Raw genomic sequence first — 18,759 nt, 5'->3', positions numbered from 1 at the left:
GATGTCCGAACGCACTCTCCCTGCCCTGACGCTGCGAGGCGTCGACCATACGGCGCGCCCCACCTGGCGGTTGCGCGAGACCGTCGAGTTCTACGGCGACAAGCTCGGCCTGCCGCTGATCCACGTGATCTCCGCGCGCGGCTGGGGGCCGCAAACGCACCCGGACTTCCTGCATTTCTTCTTCGATAGCGGCAACGGCAGCACGATTGCTTTTTTCTACTACCTCGGCAGTGAAGAGCCTGCGGGAATGCGCGAGCGTGCCGCCGTCCGGCCGCTGCCGGACGACCACGTAGCCGACGCCACCCATACCGCCTGGCTCGTCGACGGCCCCGACGAGCTCCGCGCGTGGAAGCAGCATCTGGAAGCGCAGGGCCTGGACGTGTCGGTGGAGACCCGGCATGAAGTGATCGAATCCATTTATGTACGCGACCCCAACGGCTACTTCGTGGAGTTCACGCACAAACTGCGGCCGCTGACGGCGCTGGATGCGGCCGATGCCTGGCTGACGCTGCAGGCAGCAATGGGACTGGAGGACGCCGCACGCGCGGGTGGCCATGCGCTCGACAGCGTGGATGCGATCTGGAACCGCAAGGCGGCGTTGCTGAGGGAACACGGGGTGGCCTCCGGTGCGCCGGTGAGCATTGCCGTTCCCCGAGTGGAGGAGTTCGCACCCCTCGTGCATGCCGCGCAGCGGCATCCGGATTGCCGCGTGCATGAAGGTAAGGAATACGATGTAATCGAGGCGGACGGCCCCGTCGAATTCGAACGCAAGGCACTCGGTTTCAAGCCGGCCTTGTGGTACGGCATGCTGACCGGCGGCGTGCATGGGCTCATCGAGCGTTTCGACCGCGACGTCCTGCGCATTGCGCCGGCACAATCCTGAGCAGGCGCAGGAGGAGACCACCATGCAGACCCATGTCGAACACCCGATTGCCGGCGTCGTGTACCCCACTCCGGCGCGCGCCGAAGCCGCGCTCGCCAGCGGTTCCTGGATCGCCACGACCGTCGGCGACGCGTTGCGCGTGAGTGCCCGGCGCCATCCGCAGCGCGCGGCCTTTATCGGCGACGAGCGCAGCATCAGTTTCGCCGAGCTCGACGAGGCGACCGAACGACTCGGCGCCGCCCTTTTGACATCCGGGCTCGTGCCGGGCGACCGGGCCATCTTTCAGCTCGGCACCACGATCGAGACCGCCATCGCGCTGCTGGCCTGCTTCAAGGCCGGCATCGTGCCGGTCTGCTCGCTGCCTCAACACCGCGAGATCGAGATCGGCCAGCTCACTGAGCAATCCGGCGCGCGCGGCTACTTCGTGCAGGCGGACTTTGGAACGAGCTTCGACCTGCCGGCCTTTGCCGAGTCGATGATGGCGCGCCATGCCTCGCTCGAGCACCTCGTCATCGTGCGCGGAGAACGCGCCGGCGCCGCCAGTCTGCAAGCGCTGATCGACGGCATGCCGCTCGAACGGGCCCGTGAGCACCTTGCCCGCGCGCCCATTGGCCTTGCGGATGTGCTCAGTTTCCAGCTCTCCGGCGGCACCACCGGCGTACCCAAGATCATTCCACGCTTTCATGCCGAGTACCTGGGCCACTCCGCCGGCTGGATGCGGCGCTACCGCATCGACGCCGACAGCCGGCTGATCTGGTCGCTGCCGCTGATGCACAACGCCGGCCAGCTATACACACTGATTCCCGCCGCCCTGTCGGGCGTCACCGTGGTGCTGATGCCCAAGGTGGACATTCCGCGCATGCTGGACCTGATCGGGAAGCACCGGGTCACGCACGCGCTGTCGATCGGGCCCATCGCGCCCCAGCTGATGGCCTATCCGGACATCGCGCGCCACGATCTGTCGTCGCTGAAGCTGTTCTCGACGCTGAGCCGCTCCGATACCCTGGAGGCCCATCTGGGCGTGCCTTGTTCGAACCTGTACGGCATCACCGAAGGTCTGCTGCTCGGCTCGCCGGCCGACGCCCCCGCCGAGGCGCGCCATGAGACCCAGGGCCGCTCCGGCTGCGACGATGACGAGATCCGGCTGCTCGAGCCCGGATCCGAACGCGCGGTGCCGGAAGGCCAGATTGGCGAGCTGTGCTTTCGCGGCCCCTCGAGCCTCACGGGCTATGTCGCGAGCCCCGAAGCCAACGCCCAATCCTTCACCACCGATGGCTTCTACCGGACCGGCGACCTGGTCACCGCACGCCGGATTGGCGACGCGCTCTATTACACGTTCGAGGGACGTCTGCGCGACAACGTCAACCGCGGCGGCGAGAAGATCGGCTGCGAGGAGGTGGAAGGCCATGTCAGCCAGCATCCCGCCGTGGCCGACGCCAAGCTCGTGGCCATGCCCGATCCGTTCTACGGCGAGAAGGGCTGCATCTACATCATCGCGCGCCCCGGCATGCCGGCGCCGGACGTGCAGGCGCTCGGACAATTTCTCGTGGAGCGCGGCCTCGCCAAATACAAGTGCCCCGAGCGCGTCATGGTGGTCGATGAGTTTCCGCTCACGCGTGTGGGCAAGGTGGACAAGCCGGCGATGAAGCGGCACATCGCCGGCATCCTGGAACAGGAGGGCAAGCGATGAACGCGCCGGCTCCGATCGACTACCTGCCCTACCCGCGCGACTGCGAACGCGCATCAGCAACCTCCAAGACCCAGGACGACACACCATGAAGATCGACATCGTGGGCGCCGGCCCGGCCGGCATGTATTTCGCACTGCTAGCCAAGAAGCACAATCGCGCTCATCAAATCCGCATCTACGAACAAAACCCCGAGGGCGCGACTTATGGCTGGGGCGTCGTGTTCTCCGACGTCGGCCTGTCCTTCCTCAAGGAAGCCGACCCGGCTTTCTTCGAGGCGTTCATCGCTCACCATGAGCGCTGCGACTACATGGAAATCGTGCACCGGGGCACCCACGTGCAGGTGCACGGCAACCACTTCTCGCGCACCTCGCGCATCGACATGTTGCGGGTTCTGCAGCATGCATGCGAGCGCGAGGGGATCCGCTTCGAATACGGCCGGCGCATCGACGATGTCCGTGCGCTTGCCACGGACTGCGACTTGCTGGTGGCCGCCGACGGCGGCAACAGCGCGGTGCGCACCCAATTGGCCGCACACTTTCAACCGCAGTTCGTCAGGCGCCGCAACAAGTTCGCCTGGTACGGTACGCATCAGCGCTTCCACCCCGTCTCGCTGATTTTTCGTGAAACCGAGCATGGCGTGTTCATCGCGCACAGCTATCAGTACAGCCCCGAACTGTCGACCTTCCTGGTCGAGGTCGATCCCTCGACCTGGCAACGCGCCGGGCTCGACAAGGCGAGCGAGGACGAGAGCCGGCGTTTCTGCACCGAGGTGTTTCGCGCCGAGCTGGGCAGCAACGAGTTGCTGACCAACCGTTCGCTCTGGTTCGAAGCGAACATCGTCAGCAACGAGCGCTGGAGCCACGGCAACATCGTCCTGCTCGGCGATGCGCTGCGCACCGTGCACTTCTCGCTCGGCTCGGGCACGCGCATGGCGATGCAGGACGCGATCGCGCTGCACCGCGCGGTGGCGGCGCATCCGGACAGCCTCCCCAGCGCGTTCGAGGCATTCGAGGCCGAGCGCCGGCCCGCCTCGTCGAGCTTCCAGAGCGCGGCGGCGAAAAGCCTCGACTGGTACGAGAACGTCGCCGACAAGCTGCACCTCGATCCGCTGCGCTTCGCCTACGACTATATGCGCCGCACCGGACAGGTCAGCCACGAGGACCTCAAGCAGCGCGACCCGCGTTTCGCCGCGGCCTGCGAAGCGCTGCAGGGTAGCCCCGTGGTTGCCTGATACCCGCACCTTCGAATAGAGGAAGACACCGTGACCCAGCTTTACCGCATCGGGCAAATCGTGCCCAGCTCCAACACGACGATGGAGACCGAGATTCCCGCCATGTTCCGCGCACGCGAGGCGATTCGCCCCGACGAGCGCTTCACGTTCCACTCGAGCCGAATGCGCATGCACAAGGTGACCCGGGAGGAACTGGCTGCGATGAACAAGGAGGGGCTGCGCTGCGCCGCGGAACTGGCCGACGCACGGGTGGACGTGATGAGCACCGCGTGCCTCGTGGCCATCATGGCGATGGGTCTCGGGTATCACCGCCAGACCGAGCGGGAACTGACCGAAGTCGCGCGGGCCAACCAGTGCCTCGCCCCGGTGATGACATCGGCTGGCGCGCTGGTCGAAGGGCTGAAGACGCTGGGTGCGCGCCGCATTGCGCTCATGGCGCCTTACATGAAGCCACTGACCGACCTTGTCGTGCAGTACATCGAGCACGAAGGGATCGAAGTCGCCGATGCGATCTGCTTCGAAATTCCCGACAATCTGGAAGTGGGCCGGCGTGACCCGCTGCAATTGCTGGAAGACGTAAAGCGCCTGGATACGCGTGGCGTCGACGTGATCGTCGCATCCGCATGCGTGCAGATGCCGTCGCTGCCGGCCGTCCAGCGCATTCAGGATGCGACCGGAATTCCAACGGTGTCGACTGCTATCTGCACGGTACGGCGGATGCTCGAGCATCTCGATTTGGCGCCGGTGGTGCCAGGCGCCGGTGCGTTGTTGCAGGCGGTGTGATTCGTGACAACGCGGCGTTCACGCCCATGTGCCGGATTCGGGCCGGCGCACAGATGACCTGGCGCCGTGAAACGGCCCGCACCCGTATGGCGACCCAGAAACGGTGCGGGCCGCGCAGCAGAATCAGTGCGCTGCCACAGGGTCGGCGTGATGCGGCGCACGCCAGATCACGCCGATCAGCAGCCCCAGCACGGACAGTGCTGCGATATACCACGCCGGCGCCATCACGATGCCCTGCTTGCCCACGAGATAGGACGCGAGCGCCGGCGCGGTGCCGCCGAACACGGCATAGGCGACGTTGTACGACAGCCCGAAGCCCGTGAAGCGAACTTCAGCCGGAAACGACTTGACGATGATGTAAGGCCCGAGCGTGATCGTGCCGATGATGAATCCTCCGGCGATATAAAGCGGCCAAACCGCGGCGCTCTTCGCGGCAAGCGCCATGAAGAAGGCCACACTCACGGCCAGCATCGCGGCGCTGCCGATCGCATAGGCGCGGCCGCCGCCGATCTTGTCCGCGGCCCAGCCCGCCACTGAGCTGCCCATAATCAGACCGAGTATCGACCACGAGTTATTGGTGAACACCTCCCTGGGCGCAAAGTGAAACTGCGTCTGCAAAAGCGTGGGCGTGTAAAGGAAATAGAGAACGAAAATTCCCGAGAACACCCACGTAACCAGCAGGCCGACAAGCACCGCCTTGCCATGCTGCGTGAGCACGACCGAAAGCGGCAGCCGCGAGTCGGCTTGACGCTTCACACGAAGGGCCTCGAACACCGGCGTTTCCTGCAAGTAGCGGCGCAGATAAACCGAGATCAACCCGAACAGACCGCCGGCAATGAAAGGAACACGCCATCCCCATGTCGTGAGGCTGTCTGCGTCGAGATTGCCGATGAGAAACTTCGCGCTCAATGCGCCAAGCAGGATGCCCGTGCACAAGCCCGACATCAGCAGGCCGCATGCGAGACCGACCCGGTCACGCCGGACATGTTCCGCACAGAAGATCCATGCCCCCGGCACCTCACCGCCGACCGACAAACCCTGGAGCACGCGGCATAGCAGGAACAGCAAGGGCGCACCGAGGCCGAACGTGGCATAGCTGGGCAAGAGTCCGATTAGCAGCGTGGGAGCGGCCATCAGGAACAGGCTCAGTGCAAACATCTTCTTGCGGCCTATTCTGTCGCCGAAGTGCGCAAAGAAGATCCCGCCGATGGGGCGCACCAGATACCCGGCCGCGAAAATGCAGAACACCTCCAGTTGCGCGAGCCACGGCGGCGTGTGGGGCGGGAAAAATACCGTTGCAAGCAGCTTGGTAAAGAACACGGCAACGATGAAGTCGTAGTACTCGAGCGCGCCGCCCAGCGACGCAAGCGAGAGGGTCTTGATGTCGTTGCGGCTCATTGAGCGCCCTTCCAGGGCAGCCTGATCCGTACGGATAGGGGTAGAACTCATCGCTGATCTCCAAACACAGATTGAATCCGAGGCCGACGCACGCCTCACATAATCAGTACACTGATCATATGGGTGGAACATGAGGACAAAAGTCCCAAGGTTCCCGATCTTGTTGCGAAGTGCCGTTTTCTTGTTAGCGGCGGCTACTCGGACCGTGGGGTGGAAAAGATTTGCTCCGTCATCAATTATTCAGTACGCTGACGGTTTACGTTGTATCCGGAAAAAATGCCGTGCGCAACATCCTTTGTCGAGTGTTCAAGGGAGGGTTTGTCCTGATTCGTTCGTCGTCCCGATACAGGCCGGCCTCCTGTTCGAACCGACGTTTGTGACAGGTGAGCAGGACGCCGTTAAACTTGCATAGTTAGTGCTTTTCAAAAGGTCGAACATGGGCACCGTTGCCGATACGAAAGCTGCCAGCGCCACCATCGAAACCGGGCATTTGTGGCAGCGCCCTGGCTTTCTCATCCGCCGTCTCAATCAGATTCATATCGCGCTGTTCTTCGAGTGCTGCAAGGGCTTCGAAATCACACCGGTTCAATACGGCCTGTTGACCACCCTGAGTGAGCGGCCGGGACTCGACCAGACCTCCCTGTGCGCCGAAGTCGGTGTCGACCGCACAACGATGGCCGATGTGTTGCGCCGGCTCGAGGAACGTGGGCTCGTCAAGCGCGAGCCGAGTCCCGCCGACGGGCGCCAGAAGATCGCCAATATCACCACCAAAGGACGTCGTGTCATGAACGAGATGTACGAGAGCATGCGCGAAGCCCAAGTCCGGTTTCTTGCCCCGCTGGATCCAAAAGAGCGCGCCGAGTTCGTTCGCATGATGATGCTGCTGGTCGAAGGCAATAACCAGTACGGACGTACATCGCTGAAACATTTCGACTGAAAGTCCACTGGCGTGCGCCATCAGAAGCGATGCAGGATTCCCACCCGCGCGAGCAGTTGCTTGTCGTTGCTCGATGCGCTCGATACCGCCATGATCCACGCCTGGGGATCGTGCTCCCCGCTCACCTTCTGGTACACCGCTTCCGTGTACAGCAAGGTAGCTTTCGACAGCGCGTAACGCAGGCCCAGTGCAAACTGGTTGGCCTTGTTGCCGGCGAGCACCGCATTGCCTTTCATCAGTTCGTAGTCGCCACCCACCGATAAAGCCGGCGTCGCCTGATAGTGCGCGCCGATCAGGTACACGTTGATCGTCGCGTTGTTTGCCGTGTTTTTCGTGTTCGTGTACAGCACGTTAATGCCGGACAGACCGAACCGGTACTCCGCACCGGCGCCGAAGTTGCGTATCCCGCCTATACCGTCCGAGAGTTGCGCGTAGCGCTGATACGTGTACGCCGCGCCGACGGAAACCGGGCCATTGGAATAATTGACGCCGAAGCTGTTGCCGTCATTGCGCGCCACCGAGCCCGCGGCGCCACCAAAGCCGTATTGCGCCCCGGCCGACAGTCCGTACCAGGTGGGCGTCGTGTATTTGACCGAGTTCGGCATGGCGGTGCCGGACATGCGATCGAAGTTCGAGCTCCCGGTTGAGTTGCCAGGAATGCCAAGCGCGGAAAACGGCCCCTGTCTGAAACCATAGAGTCCCGCGATGGAGATCGAATTGTCGAAGCGCAGCAACGAGTCGATCATGAAATCGTACTGCTCGCCGAGCGTCAGCTTCCCGTAGCGGTCATTCGCAAGCCCCACATAAGCATTTCGACCAAAAAGTCCGCCGCCATTGGTCGGAAAAATGGCGCCCGTACCGAGATTGAACTGGTCGATCAGTTCGAATATCGCCTTATTGCCGCCACCGAGGTCTTCTGTGCCCCGCAGGCCCCACAGGTTGGGCGTCGCGATGCCGTTGTCCATCGTGTAGGCGTGGCCACCTTTCGCATTGGTCACCATCGTAATGCCCGCGTCCAGCGCCCCCCAGAGTTGCACGGAAGACTGCGCATGCACGGATGCGGCGGCCACGAAAGTCCATGCCGTCGCAGCTGCGGCCCATGACATTTTCATTTCGAATCCCTGTTCGAGAGGTCGCAAGAAGGCCTCCCTGTGCGAACGCACAGGGAGAAACTTCCTGATTGAAGTGAGCGCTTTCAGTTACTTCGATATGTCCCGGTGGCAGGTTTCCGGGACAAAAGCGACACCGACGATCAGCGAGATACCCGCGACGACTACGGGGTACCAAAGGCCGAAGTAGACGTTCCCCTTCGCCACCGCCATCGCCGAAACCACAAACGGCAGCATCCCGCCAAACCATCCGGATCCGACATGGAACGGGAGTGACAGCGACGTATAGCGGATCCTCGCGGGGAACAGTTCGACCATGAACGCGGCCATGGGTCCGTAGATCATCGCCAGATACATGATCAGCACCCACATGAGGAACACGACCATGGGGGCGTTGATCCGCTCGGGATCGGCGTGTTGCACCCAGCCGGCCGCCAGCAGCGCATGCTCCAGGGCTTGCTGGTCGGCCCCATGCACAGTCAAACCGCCGATGGTGGTTGCGGTGGTTTGACCCGCTTGCAGCGGGACCCGCTGGTACGAAACCCCCGATGCAGTCAGCAATGCGCGAATACGGTCGCACTCGGACTTCGGCGCGCCAAACAGCGAAAAGCGGCAATCATCGGCATGGACAACCACGGGCGAGCGTTGCTGGAACGCTTCCAGTTCGGGATTCGCGTAATGGGTCAGCGCGTGAAAGATCGGCTGCGTCGTGAGCATCAGCAACAGACAGGCGCTCATCATGATCCACTTGCGGCCGATACGGTCGGAAAGCCATCCGAAGAGCAGATAGAACGGGAAGACACCGATCAGCGCAATGGAGAGGTAAAGATTGACGGTGTTGGGCGCGACCTTCAACGTATTCTGCAGAAAATACATCGTGTAGAAGTGGCCGGTCCCAAACACGACCCCGACACCCGACGCGGTGCTAAACAGCATGATGAGCACATACTTGAGGTTCTCCCACTTGCCAAAGCTCTCGCTAATCGGAGACTTCGACAACGTGCCCGCGTGTTTCATTGCCTGAAATGTCGGCGATTCGGCCAGCCTGGTGCGAAGATAGACCGAGATCAGAAGCAAGATCAGCGATACCAGGAACGGCACGCGCCAGCCCCACTCCTGAAACGCAGCGCTGTCCATCAACGCCCGACTGGCGCTCACTACGGCGATCGAGGTCAGCAGACCCAGGGTTGCCGTAGTCTGCAAAGAACTGGTGTAAAAGCCGCGGCGGTGCGCAGGTGAGTGTTCGGCCAGGTAAGTCGCCGCGCCGCCCGTTTCCCCTCCCAGCGCGAAGCCTTGCATCAGTCGCAGCACGACGAGCAATAGCGGCGCGAGCATGCCGATTTTCGTGAAAGGCGGCAGCAGCCCGACACCGACGGTCGCCATGCCCATCAGAACGATGGTGGCCATGAAGGTGTATTTGCGGCCAATCCTGTCGCCGAGCCGGCCGAAAAACAACGCACCGAGCGGACGAACAAGAAACCCGGCGCCGAACGTGGCGAGACTGGCCAGAAATGCCGTGGTTTCATTGCCGCTGGGGAAAAACAACGTACTGAACGTGCCAGCTAGCGCGGCGTAGATATAAAAGTCGTACCATTCGAGCAGTGCGCCAAACGAGGACGCGACGATCAGCGTCAACTCGTGCCGGGTGACAGGGCGCGCCGAGGACGCCGACCTGGGGATATCCATTGTCTCTCCATGCAGGCACGATGGCCTTATATTTAATAGTTATACTGATTAATAGCGGCGAGTCCATATCGCCGGAAATCGCCTCACGACATGACACTGGAGCGAACGCGCGACGTTTCACGCGCCCGCTCCTTGTTACCTGCTATCGCGCCGCGAGCATGTCGAGCGCTTCGTCGCACGGCATCACGGCAGCATACTTCTGCGCCATATCGAACAGATTGGCATCGTGCGGCGCGATGGCGCGATCGCCGACACAATCCGACAACACGAAAGGCCGAAAGCCATACTGCATGGCATCCACGACGCTCGAGCGCACGCAACCGCTTGTCACCGCCCCCGCCACCACCAGCGTTTGCACGCCACGCTGCGCGAGCCACGCGGCCAACGAGGTCCCGAAGAACGCCGAAGGCACCGTTTTTCGCACCACGAGTTCCCCTTCGCGAGGCGTCAATTGCGGCACGATCGCGCTGTTGTGTGCGTGCTCCTTCAACGTGAGCAAGCCAGGAACCTTCAGTGTGAATATGTTTTCGTCCGAGTCGTCGTCGGCAAAGACGATGCGCGTATGCGCGATCGGCCAGCCCTGTTCTCGGGCATGCGCGAGGAGCGGCACCGTATTGGCAATCGCCTGCGCAATGTTGCCGCCGCCAAACACGGCCGGATCGGCGAAGCCGTTGACGAAGTCGATGATGAGCAGCCCTGCCTGCCCCTTCGGCTGTAATGGCGTCCCGAAGCTTTGGCGCTGGTAGGTGTCGATATCGCTGGGCATAGGTTGCTCCTATCGGTCGAGTACCACGCCATTGCGCACGACTGCCTCGCCGTCGAGGTAGACGTCGCAGTGCCGCAGAGGAATGTCGATGTGGCAGGTGGTCGTGCGTTTTCCGCCGGCCTCGTTGTTGGGCCCGAGAGAGAACAGAAAATTGCCCTCGAAGGCACGCGCATCCATCCCGATGGTCGCCTCGCGGTCGTAGAGCCCGAGCGTCGACCAGTGGGCACGCGGTTGCAGCCCCCAGCCAATATGCGAGATCGCGTAGGCCTCGGGATCGTTGAAGCTGGCCATGTATTCGGACAGTAACTGCGCGTCGATCGCGCCTTCGATGCGCGTGGCGAAGCCCTGCTCGACGGTCAATGCGATCGGGGCGTTCACGTAACACTTTTGCGGCAGCAGAATATCCCCGCGATCGATCACGATACGCCCGTGTGCGCCGCCCTCGTTCGGGAACGTCAATGCGAAACCGCTTGGCCAGTGGTCCCACCGTCCGGGCTCATCCACATAACCATATTCCGCGATCGGCTCGAATTCACCGAGCGGGCAGCGAAAATCCGTGCCTGCCCCGGAAACGATGCGCATCTCTTTCGCCCGCGCAATGCGCGCTCGCGCGGCCAGTACGCGCTCGCGATCCGCCTCGGTGGGCACGAGCCGCGTCAGCACTTCGGGGGGCTCGACGGCGAGCAGAATCTTCGTTCCGGTCTTCAGGATATCGAGTTGCTCCGGCGAAAACAGCAACGTCATCAGGTCGAGCACGAGGTCGCTTTCCTTGAGCGCCGCAATGGCGGCCCGGTTTCCGGTCAGCGGCGTCGTGCCCAAATAAGCCAGCGAATCGCGGCTCAGGGCCTTCTCGCCATTGACGGGCGGCAGATCGAGCCGGTTCACGACCGCGCCCATCGACTGGGTTGCAATCAGCGCGGTCGCGAGCGTCTGCGGATGTGTGGCCGAGCTGGTCAAAATCGTGACGTTCTGCCGGGGTTCGAGCCGCGATAGCTTGAGGACCTTCGTCCACGCTTCGACCATCTGGAAGTCACTAACAGGCATCTCGCCTCCTTGATTGTGTGAATCAGCAAACAATGGCTGACGAAGACGGAAGCGCCACGCCAAGAAAATCGCCGAATGCGCGATAGAATCCGGGCGCGTTGTCCCACGGAATCATGTGGCCGGCATCCGGCACTCGCGTGTCCTGCAGTTGCGGGGCGAGCGCGCGCATCGCTTCCACGTCCGCGTCGCGAACGACGTCGCCGCGGGCGGCCGTGATCAGCAGCAGAGGAATGGCCAGCTGCGCGAGGTCCGCGTGCACGTCGTCTGTATGGAAGCCTTCGAAGCTGGTACGGACCGCACGCTCATTGCAGGTATGCAGCCACTCGGCGCGCAGTTTCAATTGTTCGTCGGTCCAGGTTGGGCAGTACGCGCGCATGGCCTCGGCGTCCATGCCGCCGCTCGCTTGCCGGATCGAATCGATGTACCAGGGAAGCTGCGCCGGATAGGCGCGCCGCCCGGGCCCGGACACCGGGGGATCGATCATCGCCAGCCGCGCGAGTCCAGCCGGCTTTGCGCGCGCCGCACGCATGCCGATGCGTCCGCCCATTGAATGACCCGCCACGCTATAGCGCTCCAGATTCAGCGCTTGCGCGAAGGCGATGAGGTCTGCCGCCTGTGCATCGAGGCTGTAATCGAGGTCGTTGGAGGACGACGACAGGCCACGCCCGCGCACGTCGAGCACGTAGGTGTCGAACGCCTGGCCGAAGTGCTCGCCGACGAAGCCCCATGTCACAGCGGGGCTGGTGATGCCCGGCACGATGATCACGGGATCGCGCCCGCTTCGCCCGGCCTCTGTCCCGCCGAAGCGCAGATAGTGTTGACGGATCCCGTTCGCATGAACGTTGCCGCCATACAGGAAAGTTGAACGCAGGCTCATAGGGTTCTCCGCTCCGGTATCAATCGATGGCGTGTTCAGTAAGCGCCCGAAAGCAGCGCACCCGCACCCGGCACCACCGCTTCCAGCCCCAGTTGCTTGAGCATCGCGTAGGTCGTGGCGATCGAGGCGGTGATCACCGGCTTGCCCGTCATCGCCTCCACCTTCGCAACAGCAGGCAGTGACGGCATCTGTACACACGCCGAAAGAACGATGGCGTCGGCGTGTTGCGTGTCCATCTGCGCCACGATGCCCGGCAGCAGGCCCGGGTCATGACGCCCCACCTCCAGGTTGTCCGGGATCTCGAGCGCGCGATAGTCCAGCACCTCGTAGCCTTCGTTGCGGATGTAGTCGACCACCAGCTCCGTGAGCGGCTTCATGTACGGCGCGACCACCACGATGCGCCGGGCGCCGATCACCTTGAGTGCATCGACAAGCGCGCCCGCACTGGTGATGACCGGTGCGGCCCCGCCGTTTTCTACGGTGCGCCCGCGCAGACGCTCCTGCGACACGCGGTGATAGCCGTGCCCCATGGCCATGATCGCAACGAGACACGCGTAGCCCAGCACGTCGACGCGCGCATCGCTGAGTTCCATGGCGCAGCGGTCCGACTCGGCATCCATCGCGGCGAGTTCTTCCTTGACCACTTTCTTCATGCGCATCCGGCTCGAATGGAACGTGAACCGCTCGGGACGAATGGACTGGCGCGCCATCAGCATCGCCGGGATTTCCGTTTCCATCGTCGTATTCGAGCTCGGCACGATCTGGCCAATCCGAAAAGTCTTGTACATATCAACCTGCTTCAGTGAGGTTAGAAAGAAGGCTCGTGCACCGGCGCGTCAAAGCCTGAACAGGCGCTCTGCGTTGCGATAGCAGACGAGCTCGCGGACCGCCTCGTCGAGCGGCGCCTGTTCGATGAAATCCGCTGCAATCGCCGTCGATTCGTACGGGTAGTCAACGGAGAACAACACGGCTTGCGGGCCCATCTCACCGATCGCGCCGAGCAGCGCCGGCGCAGAGCACACACCCGACGTCGTGATCACGATATTGGTGCCGATGTAGGCCGACGGCGCGCGCGCCAGCACCACGCCATACGGGTAGGCCGCAAAGCGGCTATCGAAGCGCCAGCGCAGGAACGGCAGCCCTTCGCCCATGTGGCCCAGAATCAGCTTCACGTTCGGGAAGCGGTCGAAAACGCCCCCGAATAACAGACGCAGCGCATGGCTTGCTGTTTCGACGCCCCAGCCCCATGTCGCCCCCGTGAGTTCCGGGTGGCCGTCGAGCACGCGCGGGTTCACGCATGCGTCTGCCGGGTGCAGGTAGAACGGCACGTCGAGTTCCTGCAGCGTCGCCCAGAACGCGTCGTAGGCAGGGTCGTCGTAATACGTGCCGAATGTATGGCCGTTGACGAGCGCGCCCTTGAAGCCGAGTTCACGCACGGCGCGCGTCAACTCTACCGACGCCGCCTCCGGGCTGTGCATCGGCAACGTGGCGAATCCGCCGAAGCGCGCGGGATGGCGCGCAATCTGCCGGGCAAGGAAATCGTTGTTCTCTCTCGCACGCGCAATCGCCACCGCGGGATCGGGTTCGCCCTGAACGCTCGGCCCCGTCTGCGAGAGGATCGTATAGGCGATGCCCGCGCGATCCATTTCATCGAGGCGCTGTTCGTTGAAGTCAGTTAGACGCGCAGCAAGGTCGCGCAAGACCTCGGGCGCAATATGCTGCGTGAAACTCTTCGAGTAGCTCTGGAATCCTGGCGCCGAAAAATGTTCTTCCAGCGCGATCTTGCGAATCCGGTGGGTCATGTCACGTTCCATATAATCAGCGTACTGACGAAATAGGTTTGCGAAATCCGGGAGTAAACCCGGTGTGCGCTATCGGCTAACCCCGCTTGCCAAACAGCCGCGCAATACGGCCCCAGACCACACTCCAGATCAGACTGCCCATGTTGAACTTCTGGGACGCCGGGCTCGCCTGCGGCGCGTCGCTGCCGCCAAGTTGTGCCGTAATGCGTGAGCCAAAGTCGGCGATCATCCGCCGCACAAAGTCCTTGACGAGCCCCGAACGCGAGAACTGCGCGAGGGGTCCCTGTAGCATGTATTCGAGCGTGACGGCCACGCGCGTGCTGGTGCCGCTGGCTTCGGGGCTCAACGCATACGTGACATCGCCATTCGCGCGGGAGCGGCTGATGTTGTCCTGCCCTGCCCCGCGCATGACGGCACGATGCGCGGCATCGTCACGTTCGAGACGCGCCGCGCCCGCGAAATTAGCCGACATCGGGCCGAACTTGATCGCGATTTTCCCCTTCACCGCTTCGTCGTCGTGCTCCGTCAGCTCGGCGCCGGGAAGACAGGCTGTAACGGAGGGCAGATCGCCCATGAAAGCCCACACCTTCTCGAGCGGAAACGGCACGACAAAACTGTCGTCGATCGCGGTCCAGCCTTTTCGCTGCGCGCTTGCCTGGTCACTCGATCCTGTAGTGATTGCCGCTGGAGTCGATGGCGCAGCGGGCACAGCGGGAGCGGCGGTGAAAGTCTCAAAGGTGTGGCTCTGAGGTACTGCCGGAGCGACATGGGCGGCCGGAGCGGCCGCCGCTTCCGGCGCCTGTGCGAGCGGATGGATCTTCAAGTCGGCGAGCACCGCCTTGATCGCCGCCACAATGCCCATGTAACCCGTGCAACGGCACAGATTGCCCGACAATTCGAGGCGGATCCGGGCCTCGTCGGCGTCCGGATAGCGCTGCACGATGTCTCGCGCGGTGATCAGCATGCCAGGCGTGCAGTAGCCGCATTGCAGCGCATGATGCTGTGAAAAAGAACGGCGCAGACGCGCCATGAGCTCGTCGTCGCCGAATCCTTCGATCGTGCGTACCTGCTGACGGTTGCATGCGACGGCAAACGTGATGCACGAGCGTACGGGCTGGTCGTCGACCAGCACGGTGCAGGCGCCGCAGACGCCATGCTCGCAGCCCAGATGCGTACCGGTCAGATGCTGCTCGTCACGCAGAAAATCGCCCAGATGCACGCGCGGCTCGATCTCGCTGCGTACGGGCAGGTCGTTGACAGTCAGTTCGATTACCGACATAAAAACCCTCGTCTACCTGTTAGATACGCCGAACGCCTGCTGCAAGCAGCGTTCAAGCGTCGCGGCATGCATCGCGCGATCGATTGCGTCCGCATTGGGCATCGCGCGGGCCACTGCGTTTTCCAGTGCTTCCGGTGCCGCGGCGTCCGCGCCCTGTTGCGCGATGTGTTGCGCGAGATCGTCCAGCGCAACGGGCGGCCCATCCAGGGCGCCGAGCACGACGCGTGCAAGGCCCGCGCGCGCATCGAACGCGGCCGCGGCGCTCGCATGCGCGAATTCCCCGGTTTTACGGCAGAGCTTGTAATAGCCCCATCGCAGCGACGAACCCAGCTTCGGCAACAGCACGGCAGAAATCATTTCGCCTTCTTCGAGCAGCGTGGTGAACGCGCCCAGCATGAAGTCCGCGGCACGCACGATGCGCGTGCCGCCGCTCCTGACCAGCTCGATCCGTGCATCGAGTGCCGACAAGGCGAGCGGCCAGTCGGCGGCGGGATCGGCATGCGCGAGACTGCCTCCGATCGTGCCGCGATTGCGGATCGCACGATACGCGATCCCTCCGGCCACGAACTGAAGGTAGGGATGGCGCAACAAGGGATGCCGCCCGTCCTCGATCTCCGCGTGCGTAACAGCCGCGCCGACCCGGATCGCATCCCCCGCTTCGGACACCGAACGTAAATCAGGAATGCGCGAAACGTCGATCACCTGGCGAGGACGCGCGAGCCGCAGATTCAGCATCGGGCCCATCGACTGACTCCCGGCAATGGGCTTGGTGCCGGCCGTTGGTCCACCTAGCGCCGCAAGTGCCTCAGGCAGCGTCTGTGCCATCACATAGTCGAATGCGGCGGCCTTCATTGCACCACCTCGTCAGTCAGATCCTGCTTGACGTCGGCTGCATTTGCGTGCTTCGCGGCCGCAATCGCGGCGAGCAGCCGGCGCGGCGTCAAGGGCGTTTCGGAGACGCTGGCGCCAAGCGGATGCAACGCGTCATTGACGGCATTGAAGAGCGCCGCCGGCGGCGCAATCGCCCCGCCTTCCCCCACGCCCTTCGCACCGAACTCGGTATAAGGCGACGGCGTTTCCATATGAATGATCTTGAGCGGCGGTAACTCGGTCGGGCCCGGCAGCATGTAGTCCGCCAGCGTGGAAGTCAGCGGCTGCGCATTATCGTCGTACAGCGTCTCTTCATAAAATGCCGTGCCGATGCCCTGCGCCGTGCCGCCGATGGTTTGCCCTTCGACCACCATCGGGTTGATCATCCGGCCGCAATCCTCGACGATCACATACTCGAGAATATCGACATGGCCCGTTCGCGCATCGACAGCGACAGCCGCCGCGTGCGTTGCATAACTGAAGGCCCCGGTATCAACCTTGGGCTTGAATCCCTGGGTAGCTTCCAGGCCCGCGAGATTGACGCCTGCGGGCAAACGTTCGGGCCGCAGGTACCATGCGGCCGCGATATCGGCGAGCGGCACGCGGCCACTCGCGCCAATCACTTCTCCGGCTTCGAAGCGCACGGCATCGGCTGGCTCGCCCAGCAGATGCGCGCCGATGCTGACAATGCGCGGAATCAGCTCGCGGCAGGTCGCCGCCACCGCGCCGCCTGCCATGACAATGCTGCGCGATGCGTAGGTTCCAGTCGAATAAGGCGTAAGCGCAGTATCGCCATGCACGAGACGGATCTTGTGCAGGGGCACGCCGAGCACTTCATTGGCGATCTGCGCAAGCGTCGTTTCCATGCCCTGTCCGTGGGAATGAATGCCCGCACGCAACTCGAGGCCGCCATCCGCCGTGACGCGGACCGTCGCGAGGTCGTAGCCGGGCACCACGGGCAAGCCCCACGAAGCGAACACGGACGTGCCGTGCGCCGATTGCTCGGTAAAGGTCGCGAAGCCAATGCCGATCAAACGCCCGTCCGGCTCGCCGGCCTGCTGACGCCGGCGCCATTTGTCGACGTCCAGTTGCTCGACCGCCCGCTTCAGGCTTTCCTGGAAGTCGCCGCTGTCGTAGTGCTTCTTGACCACGTTCGTGTACGGCATGTCGGCGCCGCGCACGAGGTTGTCGTGGCGCACTTCCCACGCTTCGCGGCCAACGGCACGCGCGATCGCGTCCATCGTCAGTTCGATGGCAAAGCACACGCCCGTGCGCGCCACGCCGCGATACGGCAGAAAGCCCGGCTTGTTCGTCGCGGCGCATTGGGTACGGCATCGATACCCTCTGAAGTCGTACGGCCCCGGCAGATTGCCGAGCGCCTGCCCCGTTTCCAGCCCAATGGTGAAAGGCCACGCCGAATAGGCGCCACCGTCGATCAGCAGTTGGGCATCGAGCGCGAGCAGGCGGCCGCTTTTATCGGCATAGGCGGTGAGCTCATAGTGATGCTGCCGGGTATTGGCGCCCGCGATCAGATGCTCGCGCCGGTCTTCAATAAAGCGGAAGGGCTTCTTGAACGTCAGCGCCAGCCACGCAATGCACAGCTCCTCCTGCTGCAGCACGCACTTGTAGCCGAACGCGCCGCCCACATCCGGCGAAATCACGCGCACCTGCGCATGATCGATGCCGAGGCACTGCGCAAGCACCGTGCGTATCATGTGCGGCACTTGCGTCGACGTGATCACGACGAGCTGCGACTGCGGATGATCCCAGTACGCCAGCACGGCTTTGCCCTCCATGGGCACCATGCATTGACGCGCGAGATCCACCTTCTGCTTGACGACGACCGGTGCGTCCTTCGCGCGCGCATCGAAGTCGATGTCGGCGATCAGATCGAGGAACAGATTGTCGGTCCAATGCTCATGCACGCGCACATCGGTTCGTTCACGCGCCGTGAAGGCGTTGGCAAACGCAGGCAGTTCATCGAGATCCAGCTCGACCTCTTCCGCAATATCCTCGGCTTGTGCACGCGTTTTCGCAAAGCACATCGCGACAGGCTCGCCAACGAATCGCACCTTCTCCGCAGCGAGCGGCGGATGCGCGGACGGCTTGTACGACGGCAAGCTCGAATCGGCGACGATGTCCGCCGCGCCTTGCATATCCCCGCGCACGATGATTTGATCCGCGTAACGCTGCGGCTTGCCGATGTGCAAGATACGCGCATGCGCAACCGGGCTGCGCAGAAACGCCACCTCCTGCAGGTCGGGGAACGTGTAGTCCGCCACGAAGCGCCCCTTGCCGTGCAAATGGCGCTCGTCCTCGCGACGCCTCACGCGGGCGCCGACGCCACCGCTCTCGACCGGTGCTTCAGGGTGCTCGGTCATGCTCATCGCGTTTCTCCCATTTC

Annotated in this window: 16 protein-coding genes; 5 read left to right on the top strand and 11 right to left on the bottom strand. The window is 63.2% G+C overall.

Features of this window, described 5'->3' with window-relative positions; translation table 11 throughout:
• Window position 1 precedes the first annotated feature (1 nt).
• From BO1_RS23455 to BO1_RS23440, 4 genes are all read left to right on the top strand, one after another.
• Window positions 2-883, top strand: a complete 882-nt coding sequence (locus BO1_RS23455) for a VOC family protein (RefSeq protein WP_028219642.1) — start codon at window positions 2-4, stop codon at window positions 881-883.
• 22 nt (window positions 884-905) lie between these two features.
• Complete coding sequence (locus BO1_RS23450) at window positions 906-2,573, top strand: AMP-binding protein (RefSeq protein WP_028219641.1); 1,668 nt, start codon at window positions 906-908, stop codon at window positions 2,571-2,573.
• A gap of 85 nt (window positions 2,574-2,658) precedes the next feature.
• Complete coding sequence (locus BO1_RS23445; protein WP_028219640.1) at window positions 2,659-3,804, top strand: FAD-dependent monooxygenase; 1,146 nt, start codon at window positions 2,659-2,661, stop codon at window positions 3,802-3,804.
• A gap of 30 nt (window positions 3,805-3,834) precedes the next feature.
• A complete protein-coding gene (locus BO1_RS23440; protein ID WP_028219639.1) occupies window positions 3,835-4,587 on the top strand; it encodes a maleate cis-trans isomerase family protein in 753 nt (250 codons plus the stop codon).
• Between the two features lie 123 nt (window positions 4,588-4,710).
• On the opposite strand, the gene BO1_RS23435 is transcribed toward BO1_RS23440, so the two are convergent.
• Window positions 4,711-6,036, bottom strand: coding sequence for an MFS transporter (locus BO1_RS23435; RefSeq protein ID WP_028219638.1), 1,326 nt, complete (start codon window positions 6,034-6,036; stop codon window positions 4,711-4,713).
• 385 nt (window positions 6,037-6,421) lie between these two features.
• Between BO1_RS23435 and BO1_RS23430 the strand changes: the two genes are divergently transcribed.
• Entirely contained in the window at window positions 6,422-6,922 is a 501-nt protein-coding gene (locus BO1_RS23430) for a MarR family winged helix-turn-helix transcriptional regulator (protein WP_197732961.1), read from the top strand.
• A gap of 20 nt (window positions 6,923-6,942) precedes the next feature.
• Here the strand turns inward: BO1_RS23430 and BO1_RS23425 are convergent, their stop codons facing one another.
• The 10 genes from BO1_RS23425 to BO1_RS23380 all read right to left on the bottom strand — a co-directional run bounded on the left by BO1_RS23425 (window position 6,943) and on the right by BO1_RS23380 (window position 18,742).
• Window positions 6,943-8,034, bottom strand: a complete 1,092-nt coding sequence (locus tag BO1_RS23425) for a porin (protein WP_052409566.1) — start codon at window positions 8,032-8,034, stop codon at window positions 6,943-6,945.
• Window positions 8,035-8,121: 87 nt separating this feature from the next.
• Window positions 8,122-9,717, bottom strand: coding sequence for an MFS transporter (locus BO1_RS23420; RefSeq protein WP_028219635.1), 1,596 nt, complete (start codon window positions 9,715-9,717; stop codon window positions 8,122-8,124).
• A gap of 142 nt (window positions 9,718-9,859) precedes the next feature.
• A complete protein-coding gene (locus BO1_RS23415; protein WP_028219634.1) occupies window positions 9,860-10,483 on the bottom strand; it encodes an N-carbamoylsarcosine amidohydrolase in 624 nt (207 codons plus the stop codon).
• Between the two features lie 9 nt (window positions 10,484-10,492).
• Window positions 10,493-11,527 (bottom strand): M29 family metallopeptidase, encoded by a 1,035-nt coding sequence (locus BO1_RS23410; RefSeq protein WP_028219633.1) that lies wholly within the window; start codon window positions 11,525-11,527, stop codon window positions 10,493-10,495.
• A gap of 22 nt (window positions 11,528-11,549) precedes the next feature.
• A complete protein-coding gene (locus tag BO1_RS23405) occupies window positions 11,550-12,404 on the bottom strand; it encodes an alpha/beta fold hydrolase (RefSeq protein ID WP_043286078.1) in 855 nt (284 codons plus the stop codon).
• 35 nt (window positions 12,405-12,439) lie between these two features.
• Window positions 12,440-13,192: a maleate cis-trans isomerase family protein gene (locus BO1_RS23400; protein WP_028219631.1), complete on the bottom strand. Its 753-nt coding sequence runs from the start codon at window positions 13,190-13,192 to the stop codon at window positions 12,440-12,442.
• Between the two features lie 48 nt (window positions 13,193-13,240).
• Window positions 13,241-14,206: an amidohydrolase family protein gene (locus tag BO1_RS23395; protein WP_028219630.1), complete on the bottom strand. Its 966-nt coding sequence runs from the start codon at window positions 14,204-14,206 to the stop codon at window positions 13,241-13,243.
• A 76-nt stretch (window positions 14,207-14,282) separates the two neighbouring features.
• Entirely contained in the window at window positions 14,283-15,485 is a 1,203-nt protein-coding gene (locus BO1_RS23390) for a xanthine dehydrogenase family Fe-S subunit (protein WP_028219629.1), read from the bottom strand.
• 12 nt (window positions 15,486-15,497) lie between these two features.
• The gene (locus BO1_RS23385; RefSeq protein WP_028219628.1) at window positions 15,498-16,337 is read right to left on the bottom strand and encodes an FAD binding domain-containing protein; all 840 of its coding nucleotides are present in this window, start codon (window positions 16,335-16,337) and stop codon (window positions 15,498-15,500) included.
• Complete coding sequence (locus BO1_RS23380; RefSeq protein ID WP_028219627.1) at window positions 16,334-18,742, bottom strand: xanthine dehydrogenase family protein molybdopterin-binding subunit; 2,409 nt, start codon at window positions 18,740-18,742, stop codon at window positions 16,334-16,336. The genes BO1_RS23385 and BO1_RS23380 overlap by 4 nt, the downstream gene beginning before the upstream one ends.
• Window positions 18,743-18,759 lie beyond the last annotated feature (17 nt).

The organism is Paraburkholderia oxyphila NBRC 105797 (assembly GCF_000685075.1).
Taxonomy (GTDB): domain Bacteria; phylum Pseudomonadota; class Gammaproteobacteria; order Burkholderiales; family Burkholderiaceae; genus Paraburkholderia; species Paraburkholderia oxyphila.
This window is presented reverse-complemented; position numbering and strand designations above follow the sequence as displayed.